Consider the following 19,366-nt stretch of genomic DNA (forward strand, 5'->3'; position numbering starts at 1 on the left):
TAAGACACATTATTTTTGTATGACGGATCAGTATCCCATTACGTATTTACTATAAAAAATATTTAGAATAAATGAGGTAGGTTTATGAAATTTAATAGGAGTTTTTTCAATTGGTCTTTATGGATAACTTTGTTGTCTACTTATGTACTTCCTTATCAATCTACAGATGGATTTGTTGCAAAATATGGGTATCCATTTCCTTTTTTTACAGTTCATAATACTAATAGAATAGGGCTTACATTATTAATGTCAAATACTATTGATGTGGTTTTACTTTCTGTAGATATATTTATAGTTTATTTAGTAATATATTTTATTTATGCAATTTTAATTAAGCGAAAGAGTGTCCATGACAAAAATGACATTAAAAACTTCTGATAGTATTTGATTTATATTAATACGCACTCTTCTAATTAAGCGTCACAAGCATAAAAGTTTGTGGCGTTTTTAATTAAGGCAAGTTAGGAATTTTTGTTACGAGGTTAAGACTATATATGTTATAATTGGTATAATATGGTGTGGTGAGATATATTGAATTTAAAACATTTGAATTGGAGGTTTAGTAATGGCGAAGCGTATAGTTTTTGGAATAATTTCCATTGCCTTCTTTGTATTTTTTTTCGAGATACTAAAATTTATATGGGATAGATTCGTACCGTTCAACACCTTAACGGACATAATTTCACTTTTTATCCTTATTATTATAAACATTCCGTTATCAGTAATATGTACTCAAAAGGTAATTAAAATTATAAAACAGGAACACGAATAGTGTTTTGAAGGACATAATATTCTTATAGGATGCAGTAATTAAGTCCTTTTGATTACTGTATCCCCGTATTCAATTATCTATATTTTATAAGTGGATTCCAGTATGAATCAAATAAATTTAGTTTGAGAATGGCTGACTACACAAAAATCAGCGAATTATTGAGCCGATATTGTGCTGCCATGAGGGTGTGAAATATGAAAAAAAGATTATTGGCTTATATTGCGATTATGTTGATGATATCATCGGCTTGTGGAAGTGTTGAAAAGACATCACCTCCAAGAACTTCAAATACTTCGAATAATAGCATAGAAAATGTAGCGGTTTCTCCAGGTGTAGATACTTCTCAAGCAAACACTTCTAGTGAACCTAAGCCTGAAACAGATAAGTCTATTATTCCAAACAATACGTCTGAACCATTTGTAGGACGTATAAATTTGGATAGTGAAACTGAAAAATCTTTCTATGGAACTTGGAAAGTTGAGAAACTTTTAGGATTTGCAAATTCATATAATGATGCTTCAGAATATCCAACAGGGCAAAAAATTATTGGTGATGAAATTATAATCAAAAAAGACTTCTATTCAACAAAAGGACTTAAAAACTATAATGTTTTTCAATTTGAATTAAAAAATCCATTATATAATATTATAGCGATATGCTATAGCAGAGACTCTTTTTATAGTTTATTTAAAATAAATCTCCCAAGTTTAAATATAAATGATAAAGTAAAATACATAGTTATAAGTGACTCTTCTACAAAACTAGGCATACCTGGAAGTTTTTTTATCGTTAATAATGATAGACTTATCTTGTTATTAGAGGCAACATGTTTTGAACTAAAAAAAATAAGTGATTAAAATAATAGTTGTTTCGTAATTTTCTTATCTTGCTACGCAAGAGTTTTATATTATTCTTTAAGCAAAACGTAGTTGGGAGGTTTATTATATTGAAGAAAAAGAAAGTTATGCCGATTGTCGCATTAATTTTAATAATAGGAATATTATTTTTGATATTTGGTACACCAAGATATCAGTCTATAAGAATAAAAAACGGGGATTTTGCTGGTTTGAAAAATAAACTGAAAGAAGCGGTAAATATAAATTCTGAAGTAGATATTAAGGAACTGGCAGACTTTGATTGGGATGAATGTTACGTATTTGCTCCGTACTTTCCGCCAGAAGAAATTTATAAAAGAGTAGGATCAGAATGGACGACTACTAAAACTTATATTGAATATCTTCTTTTTCATAATATGGAGAATCAAATTGTAAATGATGCCCAATATGTAGTAGTAATTAAAAAAGATAGTAAGGTTATTTTATCAACAAAATATGATTTAAATGAACTACCTGTTATATTCAAACTAGATAATTACAAATTTACAAGCAGTAATTTTAAGTTTATAGTATCAGTTGCAAAACAATATGTTGAAGGGCAAATAAAAGAGTTGTCATTAAAAAATAATTAGTTGTACATAATTAACTACATTTAAATTTTGGTCGCAACTTGTATGATGCTCTTATTTAAGGAGGTATATTTTGAGAAGAATAATCTATGTGATAATTTCATCCCTTTTTTTAATCGCAATCCTTGCTTCTTGTTCTGATATAAACGAAACCAAAAGTAATCCTCCAGCATCTATTAATTCTCAAGTTCAAGGCATTGATGGTACAGTAACATATCCACTGCATATTATAGCCCATGAAAATGTTGCTGATGGTGCTGCTGTTCCAAATATTAATTTAATTATAATTGATTCTAATGGTAAAACTGTAGGAAAAACAAAAACTGTGAAAGATGGTGTTGCTGATATTACAGTGACCGTACCAATAAATAAAAGATATAACAGTCAAATTGGAACAGTAACTGTAATTGGCTTTAATAATGAAAAATTTAGAAGAACGGTAATGTTTGAAGTCCCAGTTGCAGGTGGTGGAATAGTAAACCAAAACATAATTATGATTCCCAAAACAGGATACCGTGATGAAGAGGTTAATGTATGTTATGGTAATATCTTTCACATGTTTTCAATGGACATGGTAAACAAATATATACCTTGGAATGGTCAATGATTTTCTCAACAATTGTAACCAATGGCGAAAGACCATCTAATTATGAGGGGGAAATATTAATGAAAAACAAGTATAAAATTACTTCAGCACTACTGTTTTACTTTTCTATAATGATGACAGTATTTTCGGTGATATATTCATTAACTGACTATCAACATTATCTACAACATCCAGAATATTCAGCACCATTTTCAGTGAATTTGATATTTAAAAGTGTTACCTATGGAATACCAATTATTATAGGATTCGTGTTATCCTTTATCTTTAAAAGTAAGGCAATTAAGGAAAAGAAATTATAGGCAAAAATGTTTAATAAGGTGATCGAAATGGAAATTTGGGATTTACTTGATAAAAATGGAGATAAAATTGGTCAAACTATAACTAAAACAATGCAACTCCCAGATGGGTATTATCATTTAGGCGTAGATGTATGGATTACACTTGTTATGAAGGGTGGCAGTAAGAGAGAAATTATGATTTCTAATCCCATTGTTGAAATTAATGGAGTATTTTATAAGGCAATGTATGCTCCCGCTGATGATTTGAATAATCTTTACAGTAAACTTGATTATAAAGCAGTAAAAAAATAAAATGATTGCCAAGGCAGTTTGAAGAATGTATTATAACTTGTTGAAAGTTAATTATGTCTTTTCTTATATGGTTAATTAATCGTAAATCCATGATTAATTCATTGTAGTATATAGGGAACAAACAAATTTATTTAAACTTATATATTGTTCATAAAAGGGCGTGAGTAAAATTGAAAAGAAAATTAATGATAATAATTTTACTTGTGCTTATTATACTGACTAGCACAGTGGTATATGTAGTAAACAACTATAATTATAAGAATATATACTTTGCCACTGCCTTAGATGAAAGTTATTTAAAAGATCTTAATATAACTTTAGAACCAACTCAAATCATTCCAAAGGTTAGTAAGAACAAAATAAGAAATATTGCAATTAATATGCTAAAGAAGTCTTATTCTAAACCCAAAGGGGTATATTTAGAATATGGTCTTATTACAGATAAGAACAGATCTATAAATGTTTTTCCTAAAGATATTTTAGAAGCAAATCCCGCTTTGAAAGAAAATACATATATTAATCAGATACCAGTATGGTTAATAACTTTTAAAGGTATACTGCCTGATGATTATAAAAATAATTATGACTCCAAAACGGTGATATATTATTAGGAAAGCAGCCATTGGATACAACTACTACTGTGATTGATGCAATGTCAGGCAAGGAGTTATATGGATTTGGAAGTGGAAAAAGAAATAAATGAATTATTACCAAATTGAATGTACTCATGTTTTTATACTGAGTTACATTTGTAATCTATGATGAAACAAAATTTATCAAAATGGGGGATTGTCAATGAATCTAAAAAAATTAATGCTAATAACTTTATTTGGAGTTTTAATAATTTTGTCGGCATGGGGTGGATTTATTTTAGGAAAAGATACAAATGGAAAAGAAATTAGCAAAGTAGATTTTTCGAAAGATTCCATGTCCATTAATATTCGTATTACTAATACACAGAGTATGCCATCGGGTACTGCTTATACTCTTGTATTAAAAAATACAAGTAAATATTTAATTAAACAAAACTCTGTTTATTTGAGTTACCCTATAAAACAAGGTAATAGTGGAGTAATGACAAATAAATGTAAAGTTGAGGCAACAGGTAATAAAATAGATATTAAACCGAATGAAGAAGTGATTTTAAACGTCTTTGTACCAAGTGAAAACTACGATAATAATAATAAAATAGACAATAACCGTCCCCAATATGAAATAGAAGGATATCTTAATGTAGTAAGTAATTTAACTCATTTTGGGCAGAGTGGGGAACTTGCTAAATAAGACGAAGTCTTCTTATAAACGTCACAAGCATAAAAGTTTGTGGCGTTTTTAATTATGATAAATTAGGAATTTTTTCTGCGAGGTTCAGACTATATATGTTATAATTGGTATAATACGGAATAGTAAAAAGTGCGAAGGAACTCTTCTGAGGAGGTATAATATGAAACGAGTATCGTTAAAGCAACCAACTACACATTATGATGAAGGAATTAAGCAGATTGATGAACAAATATGTGAATTAATAAAACAACGCAAGGAAATTTCAAACAATAATCCAGGCTACCCTACTTTAGAATACATAATTAAATGGGCAGAAAAGTTTGGTTTATACGAAGAAATGCTAAAATCAATATTTTATTCATTGTGGAATGAAAAAATGTATAAACCTTTAGTTGAACCAGAAGGCTTTCAAAGGAATTTACTAGTATTAAGGTCTATTGAAATAGATAATAGGCTTTTTTCTGTAGTTTCAATCCGTCAGTTCTCTAATGCCAGTATAGTAAATTTCAATATAGACTGGGATAATACAGTTGATTTGTCAGGGAGTCAGCCACGACATACTCGTTTTGAATTATTTATTGATGAACGATATGAATGCCGATTTAAAGATGGAACAGGCGGAGATGGACATTTTCACTTTAACTTCGCTGTATCACCACCACTACCAGACAACATTTCAGGAATTTCATTAGTTTTTAAAGAATATAATCTACAATTTGGAGATAAGCAAATAGGTCATGATATTGTAATCCAATTGTAAAATAAGTTGAATTGGTTTATTCGCATATTTCTTATATGACGGCTTAGTATATTATTATGCAACAAAGTCAATGTATATACTCTAGATGGAGAGTGATTAAATATGGATGATTTTTCTTATGGTAGTCCTTATCTTGATAGCCTTTCCGAGAAATATAACTATGCACATATGCTGCATGAAACCTTTGATAATGTTATTGTTCCAGGTTTTAAAGGAAGAGGCTTCAGAAAAAACGGAAAGACTTTATATCGTCAGCGTGATGGTCTTATAGAAGTATGCCATGTTAAATTTTCATGTGATAATAGTAGCGTTCATGCCCGGTTTTGGTTACAAGTGGGAATCGCTATACCTTCCTTTTACGATTCACTAGGAAAAAAATATGAAAAGAAATGGGAGACAACAATATTTAACATGGAACCTGATTCACTTATTGGTTGGGAAAATGGTTTGGCTAATTTTCATTGTTCACCCTATATGTTAGATTTATGGAACAGTAGGTTACTTCCATTTTCCCTAAATGAAACAAGGAAAGATGAGAAAAAGGAGTTATTAAAGGGTAAACTGGACAACAGATATAATAAACAGACTGGTGAAGGATTCAACAAGGTTGTTGCTTCTGACATTGAAAATGTCATAATTAAATTTTTTAGTACAATTCCCAGTGCTGAAAAATTATTAGAGCATATTGACAATGATGAACCTAATACTTTTGCTGATGAAGTAATGATGTATGAGGTAGCACACCTTTATTACAATTATGGAAAGCAGGAAAAGGCAAAAGAAATATTAAGAAGAATACAGAATGGCTTTTTAAAAGAAGAAATTCAGCGTTATATTGATTATGCGGGAATTGTTTTATAGACTGTTGAATTAGTTGTTATACTTAATTCGGACTTTTCTTTTATGACGGCTCAGTATTGTATGACGGCTAAGTATATTATGGTGAAGTTAATTTAAATTTTTCAAGAATGTTGAACCATAATAATTAATTAATTAAATCATATTTTTATTCCTATACTTAATTAATAATAGGGAGATGAATTATGTTGAAACAAAAATTTATAGGTATTTATAAACGACTTGAGAAAATATGGTCTAAAATTGATATATTAATTGTCTATATGTTTATTGGTTTATCAATGGGTGAAACAGAAGACCTAATTGGGAAACTTCCTAAAATACTTTTATTTTTAATATATTTTGGAGGTTTTTATGCTATCCAAATGCTATCTAGATATTGCAAAAAAAATGAGTTGAAAATATTTGGAAAGATGAATATGGACTTATTTGGGTTCATAATATGGATTAGTTCTTTTACCATTTCAATATTTTCTACAAATCTCCTGAATTCGTAATATTCTTATAGGTTCATTAGTCAAGTATTTAAAATAAATGGAAATCTGTAGATTTTAATGAAATAAGGTGGAGGGGATAGGTTATGGAATTTTTTACAAGTGGTATTATTGGGGTGGCTGTGGCTATACTTGGGCTTATATTAAGAGCATATCCACCAGAACAAATAAATAATAACCATGGATATAAAACACCTTTTGCTATGAAGAATAAAGATACTTGGTGTGAAGGAAATCACTTTTGTGGAACTATGCTTTTATTTTCTGGTATTATTTTTATACCTTTATCAATCTTAATGAGATACTTATATAGCAATAACTTATCAAAAAACCTATCAATATTAGTTTTGTTTATACTTTTTATAGTAAGCATTATATTTACAGAAATACATTTAAGAAAATTATTCGATAAGAATGGAATAAAGAAGCAGAATTAATAAGATTAGTTCATATTTTTCTTGTAAAACGTACTATTTTGAATTTTATATTGTATAAAATAAATGAGAATATTATTATGGAGATGGGTGGTTTGAGAAAGAAAACAAAAGTAATAATTACTTTTATTATTTCGCTTATAATAGCATTCTTTTTGGTCGGATATACAAGAAATTCAATGTTTGTAAAAATAGATTGGGTTGCTGGGGCAACGATTTGGGATAAATTTCGAGAATACTATATAAGAACTTTTTCATCGAATATTTTACCTTCCTTGATTATAGCACTAATACCTACGTTCATATTATTTACTGTTCATAGAACAAAAGTTAATAAATAATATTTTTATATAACCTACTACCACACTATTTTAATTTAAGAGCATAAAATTTGCTCTTTTTTATTTACCAAAAAACATTCTTATTTTCCCTACAAACTCTATTATCTGACATATAAGTTGAGTTTATTAAATACTTGAATCTTTAAATCAAGATTTTATAAATTACTATATATACAATTATGAAGGTATTTATTAAGGAGGATTTTTGTGATGGGTAACTTAGTAGGAGAAGTAGTATATAACAAATTTATAAATGAAACAGTTAAGGTAAAGATTTATAAAAGTATTGTAGATAGGTTGATAGTAAGCAGTGAGATTTTTTATGGTTATTTAGAAGAAGAGTTGCAGCATACTTTAAATCCATGCTTAAAGGAAGATATGAAAAGTATTGAAAAAATTACAGAAGAATTGCAGAATAATAAGTCTACAAATCTTGTAGAAAAGGATATAATGCTAACAGTTTCTGAGTTTTTAATATTTAGATATGCTGTTGAGAATACCGCTCCTTTAACAGGAACAGTAATATTAAATAATAAGCAGAGTATAGAATACATGGATTTTGTAATTGGTTTGGATAAGATAAATGATACTCTAGATACAGACGAAATAAAGGATTATTATGAATTTTTGTCTAGTTATGATGTTTCCCAATTTACGATTTTGAATTAAATGCAGTATTTCATTTGGAATTTTAAAGTGATATAATTAAGGAAAAATATAAATAAATTTAAAAAAAAATTGCAGAACTACTTGTTTGGTACATACTTTTTAAAAAAAAGTATGTGGTTGCCTAATAGGCAAATAACAAGTAGTTCTTTTTATTTTTTGGCACATGAGGGAGGCGGTTCTGTGATTAAAGGCTTTCTAGCAATGAGTACACCAGCAGCGGTACTAATAATAATTTTATGTATTTTTATAGAGAATGGGTTTCCTGAAGTATTTAATGATAATACGAAAGGTAAAAGGATTAAGGTAAGTATGGATTTGAGCGATTGGAGACATATTCTATTACTAATTATTTCAGTTGGTGTGGTTATCTTTACTCCAGGATTTAACTTGATTATAGCAGTTTTATATACCTTTTTTGTATTGTTTCAAATCTATAAATATTACAGAAAGTAGGAGATATTTATGGCTAAAAGAGATTATAACACTTGGAATCAAGGTAAGATTGATAAATTTATCAAGGAAGGAAGAGGTCAGGGAGAGTTAAAAGAATATAAACCATGGATTACAATCCAAGACTTTCCTTCACTTGGTAGAGCATCTAGAATATTTGGTTTCAAAACTCAAAGGATACATCATTTTCAGACAGATAGTGAATCTAGATGTTTTTATTTATTTGAGTTTGAAGATGATGTAATTGATATAAGAGAACATTTTCCATTGTTTGATGTTCAAGAAATTATAAAAGAGAAGGGTGATTTGAATTTTGATTCATTTAAGGACAAAAATACTGGAGTAAACTATGTTTTATCTACTACATTTTTATTAACTATAAAAGATAAGGATAATGGCAAAAGATATATTGCAAGAAGTATTAAGGGTGCATCAGAACTTTCTAAAAAAATATCTTTAGAGAAATTGGAAATAGAAAGGCGATATTGGGAAAACAAAGGAATTGATTGGGGAATAATTACTCAGAAAGAAATACCTATTCTAAAGGCAAAGAATATTGAATGGGTGCATTCTTCTCTATATACATATCAAGATAGAGGGTTATCAAATGATAATCTGACATATTTGTGCAGTTCTTTAATAGAGGAAATTAAAATTAGTGAAAAAGTAATAAGAGAGATTTGCTCAAGAATTGACCAACAATTCAATTTAGAAAATGGAACGGGATTATTTATATTTAAATATGCGATCGCAACTAAGTTGTTAAAGGTTGATATGAACAAAATAATAAATGTGAATGAACCTTTCAATAAAATTCAAATTTGATTAATAAAAATAGAAGGAGGGAGAAAGTAGTTTGCTAATAGTAAATACACTTATTAAATGGGCAGATAATAATCAAGTAATTGAAAGAGTATTATGGCTAAACAATAATGATGATTTAACATTTGTAATAGATATAAATGCTAATAACCTTCCTTTTCAAAGGAAAGTTTCCGATTTAGAATTATATCTTAAAAATGGTGAAATTGAGATAGAAAATGAAGATCCAACCATAAGAGTAATTTCTGAGGATAGTTTGACTATACTGAATATAGAAAAAAGGGACAAAGCATGGGAGATAATAACGAGTTTAGTTGCTAATGAGCCATATATTTATATATCTAATAAAAGAAGTAGCATGGTTAAAGAAATATCCATGAAATATAAAATATCTGAAAAAACAATATTAAATTACTTAAAAAGATATTGGATAAGAGGCAAGATAAAGAATGCCCTACTTCCAGACTTTTATAATTGTGGTGGTAGAGGAAAGGAAAAATCAGTTGGTGATATAAAAAGAGGGAGACCAAGAAAATATAATAATCTGTTTGGTTATGGAGTTAATATAAATGAAGAAATAAAAAAGACTTTTAGAGTATCTATTAAAAAGTTTTATAATACAAGTTCTAAAAAGTCTTTAGTTCTTACTTACGAATTAATGCTTAAAGAGTTTTTTAATAATGGATATAAATTTGAAAATGGTCTAGAAATACCTGTATTAAAGTCATCAAATGAAATTCCTACACTTACACAATTTAGATATTGGTTTAATAAAGAAAGAGATATAAGAAAAGAGATTTCATCACGGATAAGTGCAAAGAAGTATTATCAGCAACATAGGCAAATTACAGGAAGTTCAACATCAGAAGCATTAGGGCCAGGTTCAATTTATCAAATAGATGCTACAATTGCTGATGTATACTTGGTTTCAAGATTTAATAGGAATTGGATAGTGGGTAGGCCAATAATTTATAATATTATGGATGTTTTTTCAAGGATGATAGTTGGGGTGTACGTTGGGTTTGAAGGGCCATCATGGGCTGCCGCAATGAATGCGTTAGCGAATGCTGCTACAAGTAAGATTGAATTTTGTAAACAGTACGATATTGAAATTAGTGAAGAAGAATGGCCAGTAAATTATCTTCCAGAAACGATATTGGCAGATAGAGGAGAATTTGAAGGGAGCAACGTAGAAAATATTATAGAAACACTTTTTATAAAAGTAAAGAATACACCTCCATATCGGGCCGAAATGAAAGGCATAATTGAACAACATTTTCATACCTTAAATACTACAATTAAGCCATTTCTTCCTGGAACTATTGATTCAAATCAAAGAGAGAGAGGTGATAGAGATTATAGATTAGATGCCAAACTAGATATTTATCAATTCACACAAATTATAATTAGATGCATACTATTTCATAATAATCATCACATCTTAAAAAATTATAGCAGAGAAGAGATGATGATCCAAGACAACATAAATCCTGTACCTAAAGACCTATGGTCATGGGGAATCAAAAACAGATCGGGTAGTCTCCGAACAGTTTCAGATGAAATTATTAAATTATACTTAATGCCTAAAGGCACAGCATTAGTAACAGCAAAAGGTATAAAATTTAAAAATATCTATTATTATTCCAATACAAGTATTAAAGAAAGATGGTTTGAAACTGCTAGAAATAGCGGCTCATGGAAAATAAATGTATCTTATGATCCAAGAAATATGGATAACATTTACTTTATAAATGCAAATGAGAAATCATTTCAAAAATGTTCTATATTTGAACACCAATCTAAGTATTTAAATAAAACTTATGAGGAAATTGAATATTTAATACAAAAGGAAAGAACCGAAATAAAAAATAATTCTACAAAAGAAGTTCAATCTAAGGTTGATTTAATTTCACATATTGAGGATATTGTACAGAAGGCAGAAAAGCAAACAAATGAAAGTTGTAGCCGTAATATAAGCAAAAATAAAAAGTTAAAAGGAATAAGGGATAATAGATTAGCAGAAAAAAATATAAATAGGCAAACCGAAGCATTTATGTTAGTTGAAGTAGAAACTGATCAAAGGGATAGTGATGTTGATACATGTACCTCTAAATATGATGAAAGTGAATTTGGAGGTGATTTGAAATTGTTAAAGAGAAAACAAAAGGAGGAATTAAAGAAACTTAATGAGTAATATTTATTTACCTAATGGAGTAATTGCTGTTGAAGCAGAGTATAAGGAGCAAATATTAAAAGAATACAGCGGAAACCCTTTAATAGAAGCACTTCCACCTATACTGAACAAAGAAGATGTAATTGAAAAAATTGCGGTATACCCTACTTACAATGAAAAAGAAAAATTACTTGAACCACAATATAGGGTACATGCTGTACAACGACTATTTCAGTGTTTTCAACCTTTACCAATTCATTTGGATCTTGAAAGTAGAATTTCTAGATTAATTCGTCAAGGATATCTTGCTAGAAACCCATTTAATCCAGACTTCGTAAAGAATTTAAATAACAAATATGATATCGCTCAAAATCTAATAAATGATTCAACAAATAATGATAAGTTTAGAACAACTGCATCAGGATTAACCATTATTGGAGTAAGCGGTATTGGAAAGACGACAGCCATTAATAGAATACTTTCTTTAATGCCTCAGATAATCGTTCACTCAGAATATAGAGGAATTAAATTTAGTATGCTTCAATTAGTTTGGTTAAAAATTGAATGTCCCTATGATGGAAGTATTAAGCAATTATGTATTGACTTCTTTTATAGAATAGATAATTTACTCGGAACTAATTATTACAATACATATAAATCAAGAAATATTACGATAGATATTTTACTAATAGCAATGAGCAAGGTTGCAAGAAATATAGGACTAGGAATGCTTGTTATAGACGAGATACAAAGTCTTTCAGCATCAAAGGGTACGGGTGCAAGTAATATGTTAAATTTCTTTGTAACACTTATAAACACTATTGGTATACCTTTGACTTTAATAGGTACATCTAAAGCATTACCAGTATTACAATCCGAATTTAGACAAGCAAGACGTGGGAGTGGGCAAGGTGATCTTATATGGGAGAGAATGAAAAATGATAGTAACTGGAATTTATTAATGGAGGCTATATGGGATTATCAGTGGACAAAAAAAAGCATTCAATTAACCAAGGAGTTTATTGATGAATTTTATGTGCAAAGTCAAGGTATAACAGACATAGCAGTTAAACTCTTTGCTATGACTCAAATCCGTGCCATTCTATCAGGAAAAGAAGAGATAGATGTAAATTTAATAATAAAAGTGGCAGAAGAAAATTTACAGTTAGTAAAACCTATGATAGATGCTTTGAGAAGTGGGGATATAAGGAAATTGGCTAAATACGAAGATATCTATACACTAAATTTTGAGGATTTCTTTAATGCTGAAAGTCAGAGTATTAATTTGAATAAACGAATAAAAGATATCACAGACATGAAAAAGAAGTTTGAAGTTAAAGAAAGATACTCAAAAAAAGAACAGGCGATAATTAAACTCTTAGAACTAGACATTGAGCCTAGCATTGCCCAAAAGACAGTGGAAAAAATTATTGAAAATGAAAAAAATGATTTAGAAGTTAAGGATATTGTATTTGGAGCAATTAGATTGCTATCTAACACGAAAAATAAAAAGAAACTAAGTGATTTTAGAAATGATGAAACTAATGAGGATGATTTGAGAGTAATAGTTGAAAATGGATTGAAAAATAAAATTTCAGCATATGCCTCACTAAAAGAATATGGATATATTAAAGAGTTTAATACAATTTTATTAGGAGATAAAATCTAAAATGATAAGTTTTTTTCCAACACCATATCCAGATGAATTACTATATAGTGTCTTAGGCAGATATCATAAACGAAGCGGAAATTATAATTATAAAAGTACCATGTTAGATTTATTTGGAGATAAGAATGCAACTGCTGCAGTTGAATTGCCATGTAGGATTGATATTTTAATAAGCAATATGCCTATTAGTCATAAATATACTGCTGAAGATCTAATTTATAAGCATACTTTACTCCCGTTCTACTCTTCATTTTTACAGCAAGACCAAGTCGATGAATGCATTGAATTAATGAGGGGTGTTGGAGGAAATAAAATTTATAATAAATTAGGATTAGTTTCTAATAAGATTTCAAGAATAACCAATCTTAAATTTTGTTCAATGTGCTATAAAGAAGATATAGAAAGATATGGAGAATCATATTGGCACAGACAACATCAAATACCAGGCGTTGTAGTATGCACGAAACATTTGATTTCCCTTAACAAGGTAAATTTACCAATAAATACATTCGACCAAAGAGAATATAAAATGTTGACAGAACAAATATACTTAGAAAATTTAAATAAGATAGAAGTTAATGAAAAAGATTTTGATAAATTAATACTTCTAGCAAAAGATGTCGATTATATATTAAATAATAATTTACCACATAAAGAGCAACAATGGTTTTCGAACCAATACAAAAATAAATTAAAAGAAATAAATTTAGCAACTGCAACAGGAGTTATAAAAACAAAGCAATTATATCAGAACTTTAAAGAATTCTATGGTGAAACATTTTTAGAACTACAACAATGTACTTTAGAAGATCCAGAAAAAAATAATAAAGTGAGTGATTGGCTCAAAGTAACAATTAGAGGAGTTATTATTAGTAGGCATCCAATTAAACATTTACTAATAGCAAGATTTTTAGAAATAAGTGTAGATGATTTATTTTTAAATAAAATTGACTATAAGCCTTTTGGAGAGGGGCCATGGCCATGTTTAAATCCTGTCTGTGACAATTATCTAAAGCATGTTATAAATCATATTAGTATTGGCTACGATGATAATACAAATTTTAAATGCCCTGTTGGAACATTTAAATGTCCTTGTGGATTTACATATATAAGAAAAAGTTTAGGCAATAATTCTGAAGATGAATTCAGAAAATATAGAGTTATAGATTTTGGATTTGTATGGGAAAATAAATTAAAGGAATATTTAGATAACAATCTTACCTTAAAAGAGATTAGCATTAAATTAGGAATTAGCATACCAATTGTTAGGAAGTATATTGAGACAAATATTAATAAGCACACCAATAATAATGATAAAAAAGAAAAGAGTAATAAGAAATTAGTTACTGATATAGATATAGAAATCTATAGAAAGAAGTGGTTAGAATTTAGACATAGATATCCAAATAAAAGTATCACAGAACTAAGAAAACTAGATTATCATTTGACTAGATGGCTAAAGGAAAATGATTCTGATTGGTTCTTAAAAAATAAACCACCGATAAAATCTAATCATGGTTCAAGTCAAAGACATAACTGGGAAGAAAAAGATAAAGAATTACTTCATAAGTTAAAAAAGATTATTTCAGATATGCTATACACTAAAGAAAAGCCGATTAAAATTACTGTTGTAGAGTTAAAAAGAAGATTAGGTAAAACGATAGTTTTATCCAAGATGTCAGATAAACTTCCGAGAACAAAAAAATATTTATCTCAAATAATAGAAACAAATAAAGAATTTATTATAAGAAAATTTAAATGGGCAATAAATGAATTAGAAAAGGAAGGATTAGAGGCAACCTGGGATCAAGCAAGAAAGAAACTCGAATTGAAAGAATATAGTGTAGCAAAATATAAAAAGGAAATATTAAAGATATTAAATTTGAAAGGATAATACAGCAAATGCTGGAAGTAAACTGGTTGATTTAGGGTGCGAAAGCGAAACAATATAACTATTGAGTGTGGAAATTACAATGATTTTTGCACTCATTATTTTTGCCTAATAATTAACTTAAGTATAATTAATTCAAAATCATATTAGTGAGTTTTATAGAAATAATATCATACCATAAATTGAAGTGATTAGGGAATTAAAAAGGTGAAGATCAAGGTGAATTTGATTTTGAAATATGGTATGACCTTGTATTTTAGAGATGTTATACATCAACTTAGAGACCTTAACAGCATTATAGTATTAATCACAGATTATATAAAAATATTTTTTGGTAATTGAAGGAAATGTGAAGTTTATATTGAATTTATACAATAGAGTGTTTAAAACTTGCAAATGCTTAAAGAAGGTTAATTTTTATGATCAACATTAAAGGGACGCTTATGAAATCAAATAAAATGTATACAAAGTGAGGGATATAGATGACAGAAAGGACTAACTGTATTTACTGTGGAAAGTTGATTACAATGAGAAGTAGGGAACATATTATTCAGAATGCCATCGGAGGACTGTACGAATCCGAGGATATATGCTGTCCAAATTGTAATAATTATGTAAGCAAATTTATTGATGCTCCCTTTACAAAGACCTTCAATCCAATAATTAGCAGGATCGAGAGTTTTGCAAAAACTAATAACAAGAAGTCTCATCCTCTTTGTACTGGGAAAGCAATGTATGAAAACGAGATTTATGATGTTTCGATAAAGAATAGCAAAGTAATTGCTTGCCCAGAGTTGAGCAAGAAATTGCATTGCGACGTTTCCAAACTGAATTTTGAAATATTGGCCTATAACTTTCCTATTGAAAATGCTTCTTTTAAGAATGGAATCGCTAAGATTGCTTTTAATTTTGCCATAGAAAAAGGTATATGCATTGATGTGTTGAAGAAAGGTTTAAATATACAAGAGAAGGATGAAAAAATTGAAAATATTTCATTCAATTATCCAGTTATTCCATTTGTGGCCTTAAACCCAATGGATAAATACATTGAATTAGCCACAGAGATGGAATTATATCATAACTTGATTTTATTTAATCAAAGAAATATGCTTTGGTGCTATGTGGATTTATTCAACACATTTCAATATTATGTGCTACTGTCTGACGAGTGGGATGGGAATATATCGGTTTCTGAAACTTATCTGCAACTTCTTCAAAAAATTGACAGAACTATTCCAGAACTTTATATAAGAAAACCTAAACATATTCTATCTTATTCAATGTACTTTAATATAGAGCCTTGCATGGATTTGAAAGTATTTAAAAAGCGTGTATCAGAGTCAATACAAAAGGAATCGTTAAAGAAAGATATGTCCGATGTGCTTTCTGCAAAGTTAGGTAATAAATACATAGATACCAACAAACTACATAAAATGGAACCTGATGAAATGAACTTCTATTTGAGAAGCCTTTTACTGTACTTTGATGAAGATGATCGATTGAAGGATAGTACATTTAGAAGGGTGACGAATGTTTTGAAAAAGGATGGGGTTGTGTCGTATCCGATGCTAATAAATGCTTTTATTTTCAGTGATACAATAGATGTCCGTTCCTATATTTTTAAGAAGTTTGAAAGATTGAATTCTTACTTGGCAGGTATTGATAAAGAGGACCATGTATAGATGAAGAGTAGTACAAGGAAACTTTTTTGTTTTTTCAAAACTAAAAGATGCGACCAATTACAATTTTTGGTTTAATTTTTTTTAGTTATGTCGTATCATTCTTATATTGGTAAAAATTGAAAAATATTATGGAAAAATAAAAATGGATGTGAAACAATGATAATTAGACAAGCAACCATTTCTGACGCTTGGAACATTGCTAAAGTTAATGTAGATACTTGGCGTACCGCATATAAAGGTATGCTTATTTGGGCATTAGAAGATAATCATCAAGCGTGTCGATTCTACTAATTGATGGGTGGTGAAAAAGTTAAAGAAAAATATATAAAAATTGGGAATGATGTACTTAAAGAAGTGGTATATGAATGGTTAATAAACTCCTAAAATTATTTATTATTTTACTTATTTCCAGACGATATAATATTTAATTATGATTTAATTAATGTCGATTAATTCAATTTTAAATTAACCATAATTAGTTTTTAAATCCACTTGTTTATTATATTTATGTCACAACTAATTCAACAATTCAGAACAATAAAAAAAGATTATCAAAAAAATTATATAAAAATATTCCAATATAATTAATTAAGGAGGTTATTAAATGGGTCGTTTATTTGAACCAATTGGGTTATATGTATATGCAATTATATTTATAATTTATTCTGTAATTCTTTGGTTTCTCCCACCTTTAACAAAGACGAAAAAGCAAAGGTTTAAAGTAATATTTTTTGCTTTCTGGAGTTTATTGTTTGCTGCGTATTATAATATTATGAAAGTACCGACTCTTAATTATGCAACTAACAAATACGGTATTCCTCAGCAACAATGGATTTTTATTATTAACTTCATAGGTTTTATGATCATGGGTATTATAGTATACACATTTTTTGTTTCTTCTCGTGGAATTAAATCACTAAAAAAAGATGGTATTGATTTATCAGATGAAGAAGATGAGATAATAGTTAAAACTCAAACTGGAGTAGTGGAAGATTATCAAGAAATAATTAAGGCCGAGTATAATACAATACGATATATTCCTATATATTGCCTTAACATAGAAAATGATTTAATCCATAGCATACAAGATTCCACCTTTGATATTGATAGTGAACTTACTAAAATAGTGGAGATGTATTTAAATAACAAAATTAATTCAAATGAAAATTTAAGTCAAATTTCTATTATTGAAGCAAACGATCTCAATAATATTAAAAAGGACTTCAAACTTAATTTCCTTGAATTTAAAAAATTAGAAAAAAAACTTAAAGAAAAAGAAGGATACATAAATAACTCTAAAGATACAAAAATATTAATATTTCCATACTTATCACTTGTTAGTATGAATGATAATGAGAATAATGGAAATGATAATGAAAATAATGGAAGTAATAATGCAATAAAATATATCGTTTTAAGCAATAATACTGAAAAACTATTGACTATGGAACAGTGGGCAATCTCAAATGTGCTAAGAGCGTTTGAAGGGTTTTTAAGTAAGACAATTTTAGAAATAATATCAACACTTGATTTAGAACATCTTACTGATGATGCAGCCATTGACAATGATTGATTTATATTGTTGAACTTTGCAATATATGTTATAATAAAAAAAAGGCAGGTGCTAAATATGAGTAAAAATAATCTAATGGCTAAAAGAATACTTAACTTTAAAAGTAATCTGCAAAACAATACAAAAATGCTTTCTGTAGATATAAAATTAGCATCTAATCAAAAAGATGATGCACAAAGAGTAAAAGATTATGTTAATGAGCGTGTCGGAACTACTAAAAAAATTGCTCTATAATTTAAAGAGTCTGTGTTTTAAAACATAGACTCTTTTATTCTAAACTTGCAATTTTAATAATATGTATATAAAATGACATACTATTAATAAAAGAGTTTGGGGTGATATATTATGAATAAAGAATATATAAAAAAACTTAAAAAACTAGTTTCTAACACAAATTTAAGGAATAATCAAGATATTTTGTCTGTAGATATAAAATTAGCATCTAATCAAAAAGATGATGCACAAAGAGTAAAAGAATATATTTATGAGCGTATTAGTTATAAAAGAAAGTAATCATATGACAAAAATATATAGGTTTTCATGACTTTTATAAGATAACTGAATGGCATAGAGATCATCATGATATGGCTCGAAAAGCGAAAGAGTTTTTAGCGAATATAATAAGGAAATACATTTAAGATATATTTACAAAAGTTATTTTAAATATATGATTTTTTGATTTTGAATTCATGCCTTTTAAATATAAAGATTTGAATTTTTTTTACCTTTTAGCCTTCAATTCTTAGACCTAACCATGTACCCCATTTTTAACCTCTTTCCTCCAATAATAACCTCATTCCAATCATAATAAAGTCTTTCCATATATATCTGT

24 protein-coding genes are annotated in these 19,366 nt (G+C 28.3%); all 24 read left to right on the forward strand.

Translation table 11 applies throughout. The annotated features are described in order from the left end of the window. Window positions 1-84 precede the first annotated feature (84 nt). The 24 genes from ACJDUH_RS18855 to ACJDUH_RS18970 all read left to right on the forward strand — a co-directional run bounded on the left by ACJDUH_RS18855 (window position 85) and on the right by ACJDUH_RS18970 (window position 19,047). Window positions 85-378 carry a hypothetical protein gene (locus ACJDUH_RS18855; protein ID WP_406766778.1) on the forward strand — a complete coding sequence of 98 codons (294 nt, stop codon included), beginning with the start codon at window positions 85-87 and terminating at the stop codon, window positions 376-378. Window positions 379-565: 187 nt separating this feature from the next. Continuing rightward, window positions 566-772 (forward strand): hypothetical protein, encoded by a 207-nt coding sequence (locus ACJDUH_RS18860; RefSeq protein ID WP_406766779.1) that lies wholly within the window; start codon window positions 566-568, stop codon window positions 770-772. Between the two features lie 194 nt (window positions 773-966). Continuing rightward, window positions 967-1,629: a hypothetical protein gene (locus tag ACJDUH_RS18865; protein WP_406766780.1), complete on the forward strand. Its 663-nt coding sequence runs from the start codon at window positions 967-969 to the stop codon at window positions 1,627-1,629. Between the two features lie 107 nt (window positions 1,630-1,736). Further along, window positions 1,737-2,240: a hypothetical protein gene (locus tag ACJDUH_RS18870; RefSeq protein ID WP_406766781.1), complete on the forward strand. Its 504-nt coding sequence runs from the start codon at window positions 1,737-1,739 to the stop codon at window positions 2,238-2,240. A gap of 70 nt (window positions 2,241-2,310) precedes the next feature. Next, complete coding sequence (locus ACJDUH_RS18875; protein WP_406766782.1) at window positions 2,311-2,844, forward strand: hypothetical protein; 534 nt, start codon at window positions 2,311-2,313, stop codon at window positions 2,842-2,844. A gap of 59 nt (window positions 2,845-2,903) precedes the next feature. Beyond that, entirely contained in the window at window positions 2,904-3,143 is a 240-nt protein-coding gene (locus ACJDUH_RS18880) for a hypothetical protein (RefSeq protein WP_406766783.1), read from the forward strand. A 6-nt stretch (window positions 3,144-3,149) separates the two neighbouring features. Continuing rightward, window positions 3,150-3,434: an NUDIX hydrolase gene (locus ACJDUH_RS18885; RefSeq protein ID WP_406766784.1), complete on the forward strand. Its 285-nt coding sequence runs from the start codon at window positions 3,150-3,152 to the stop codon at window positions 3,432-3,434. Between the two features lie 170 nt (window positions 3,435-3,604). After that, window positions 3,605-4,045: a hypothetical protein gene (locus tag ACJDUH_RS18890; protein ID WP_406766785.1), complete on the forward strand. Its 441-nt coding sequence runs from the start codon at window positions 3,605-3,607 to the stop codon at window positions 4,043-4,045. 184 nt (window positions 4,046-4,229) lie between these two features. Continuing rightward, window positions 4,230-4,718 carry a hypothetical protein gene (locus tag ACJDUH_RS18895; protein WP_406766786.1) on the forward strand — a complete coding sequence of 163 codons (489 nt, stop codon included), beginning with the start codon at window positions 4,230-4,232 and terminating at the stop codon, window positions 4,716-4,718. A gap of 160 nt (window positions 4,719-4,878) precedes the next feature. Beyond that, entirely contained in the window at window positions 4,879-5,478 is a 600-nt protein-coding gene (locus ACJDUH_RS18900) for a hypothetical protein (protein WP_406766787.1), read from the forward strand. Window positions 5,479-5,580: 102 nt separating this feature from the next. After that, window positions 5,581-6,339: a DUF4304 domain-containing protein gene (locus tag ACJDUH_RS18905; protein WP_406766788.1), complete on the forward strand. Its 759-nt coding sequence runs from the start codon at window positions 5,581-5,583 to the stop codon at window positions 6,337-6,339. Between the two features lie 182 nt (window positions 6,340-6,521). Then, complete coding sequence (locus tag ACJDUH_RS18910) at window positions 6,522-6,833, forward strand: hypothetical protein (protein WP_406766789.1); 312 nt, start codon at window positions 6,522-6,524, stop codon at window positions 6,831-6,833. Between the two features lie 83 nt (window positions 6,834-6,916). After that, window positions 6,917-7,267, forward strand: coding sequence for an SdpI family protein (locus ACJDUH_RS18915; protein WP_406766790.1), 351 nt, complete (start codon window positions 6,917-6,919; stop codon window positions 7,265-7,267). A 92-nt stretch (window positions 7,268-7,359) separates the two neighbouring features. Continuing rightward, window positions 7,360-7,605: a hypothetical protein gene (locus ACJDUH_RS18920; protein ID WP_406766791.1), complete on the forward strand. Its 246-nt coding sequence runs from the start codon at window positions 7,360-7,362 to the stop codon at window positions 7,603-7,605. Between the two features lie 210 nt (window positions 7,606-7,815). Beyond that, complete coding sequence (locus ACJDUH_RS18925) at window positions 7,816-8,274, forward strand: hypothetical protein (protein ID WP_406766792.1); 459 nt, start codon at window positions 7,816-7,818, stop codon at window positions 8,272-8,274. A 180-nt stretch (window positions 8,275-8,454) separates the two neighbouring features. After that, window positions 8,455-8,727: a hypothetical protein gene (locus ACJDUH_RS18930; RefSeq protein ID WP_406766793.1), complete on the forward strand. Its 273-nt coding sequence runs from the start codon at window positions 8,455-8,457 to the stop codon at window positions 8,725-8,727. Between the two features lie 9 nt (window positions 8,728-8,736). After that, entirely contained in the window at window positions 8,737-9,549 is an 813-nt protein-coding gene (locus ACJDUH_RS18935) for a TnsA endonuclease C-terminal domain-containing protein (protein WP_406766794.1), read from the forward strand. Between the two features lie 31 nt (window positions 9,550-9,580). Further along, window positions 9,581-11,740, forward strand: a complete 2,160-nt coding sequence (locus ACJDUH_RS18940; RefSeq protein ID WP_406766795.1) for a Mu transposase C-terminal domain-containing protein — start codon at window positions 9,581-9,583, stop codon at window positions 11,738-11,740. After that, entirely contained in the window at window positions 11,733-13,388 is a 1,656-nt protein-coding gene (locus tag ACJDUH_RS18945; protein WP_406766796.1) for an ATP-binding protein, read from the forward strand. Before ACJDUH_RS18940 ends, ACJDUH_RS18945 begins: the two co-directional genes overlap by 8 nt. Window position 13,389: 1 nt before the next feature. Then, complete coding sequence (locus ACJDUH_RS18950; RefSeq protein WP_406766797.1) at window positions 13,390-15,282, forward strand: TnsD family Tn7-like transposition protein; 1,893 nt, start codon at window positions 13,390-13,392, stop codon at window positions 15,280-15,282. A gap of 479 nt (window positions 15,283-15,761) precedes the next feature. Further along, window positions 15,762-16,961, forward strand: coding sequence for an HNH endonuclease (locus ACJDUH_RS18955; protein ID WP_406766798.1), 1,200 nt, complete (start codon window positions 15,762-15,764; stop codon window positions 16,959-16,961). 604 nt (window positions 16,962-17,565) lie between these two features. Then, window positions 17,566-18,534, forward strand: a complete 969-nt coding sequence (locus tag ACJDUH_RS18960; protein ID WP_406766799.1) for a hypothetical protein — start codon at window positions 17,566-17,568, stop codon at window positions 18,532-18,534. A gap of 57 nt (window positions 18,535-18,591) precedes the next feature. Continuing rightward, a complete protein-coding gene (locus ACJDUH_RS18965) occupies window positions 18,592-18,768 on the forward strand; it encodes a hypothetical protein (RefSeq protein ID WP_406766800.1) in 177 nt (58 codons plus the stop codon). A 111-nt stretch (window positions 18,769-18,879) separates the two neighbouring features. Then, window positions 18,880-19,047: a hypothetical protein gene (locus tag ACJDUH_RS18970; protein ID WP_406766801.1), complete on the forward strand. Its 168-nt coding sequence runs from the start codon at window positions 18,880-18,882 to the stop codon at window positions 19,045-19,047. Window positions 19,048-19,366 lie beyond the last annotated feature (319 nt).

It is taken from the genome of Candidatus Clostridium radicumherbarum (genome assembly GCF_045310525.1).
GTDB lineage: Bacteria > Bacillota > Clostridia > Clostridiales > Clostridiaceae > Clostridium_AT > Clostridium_AT radicumherbarum.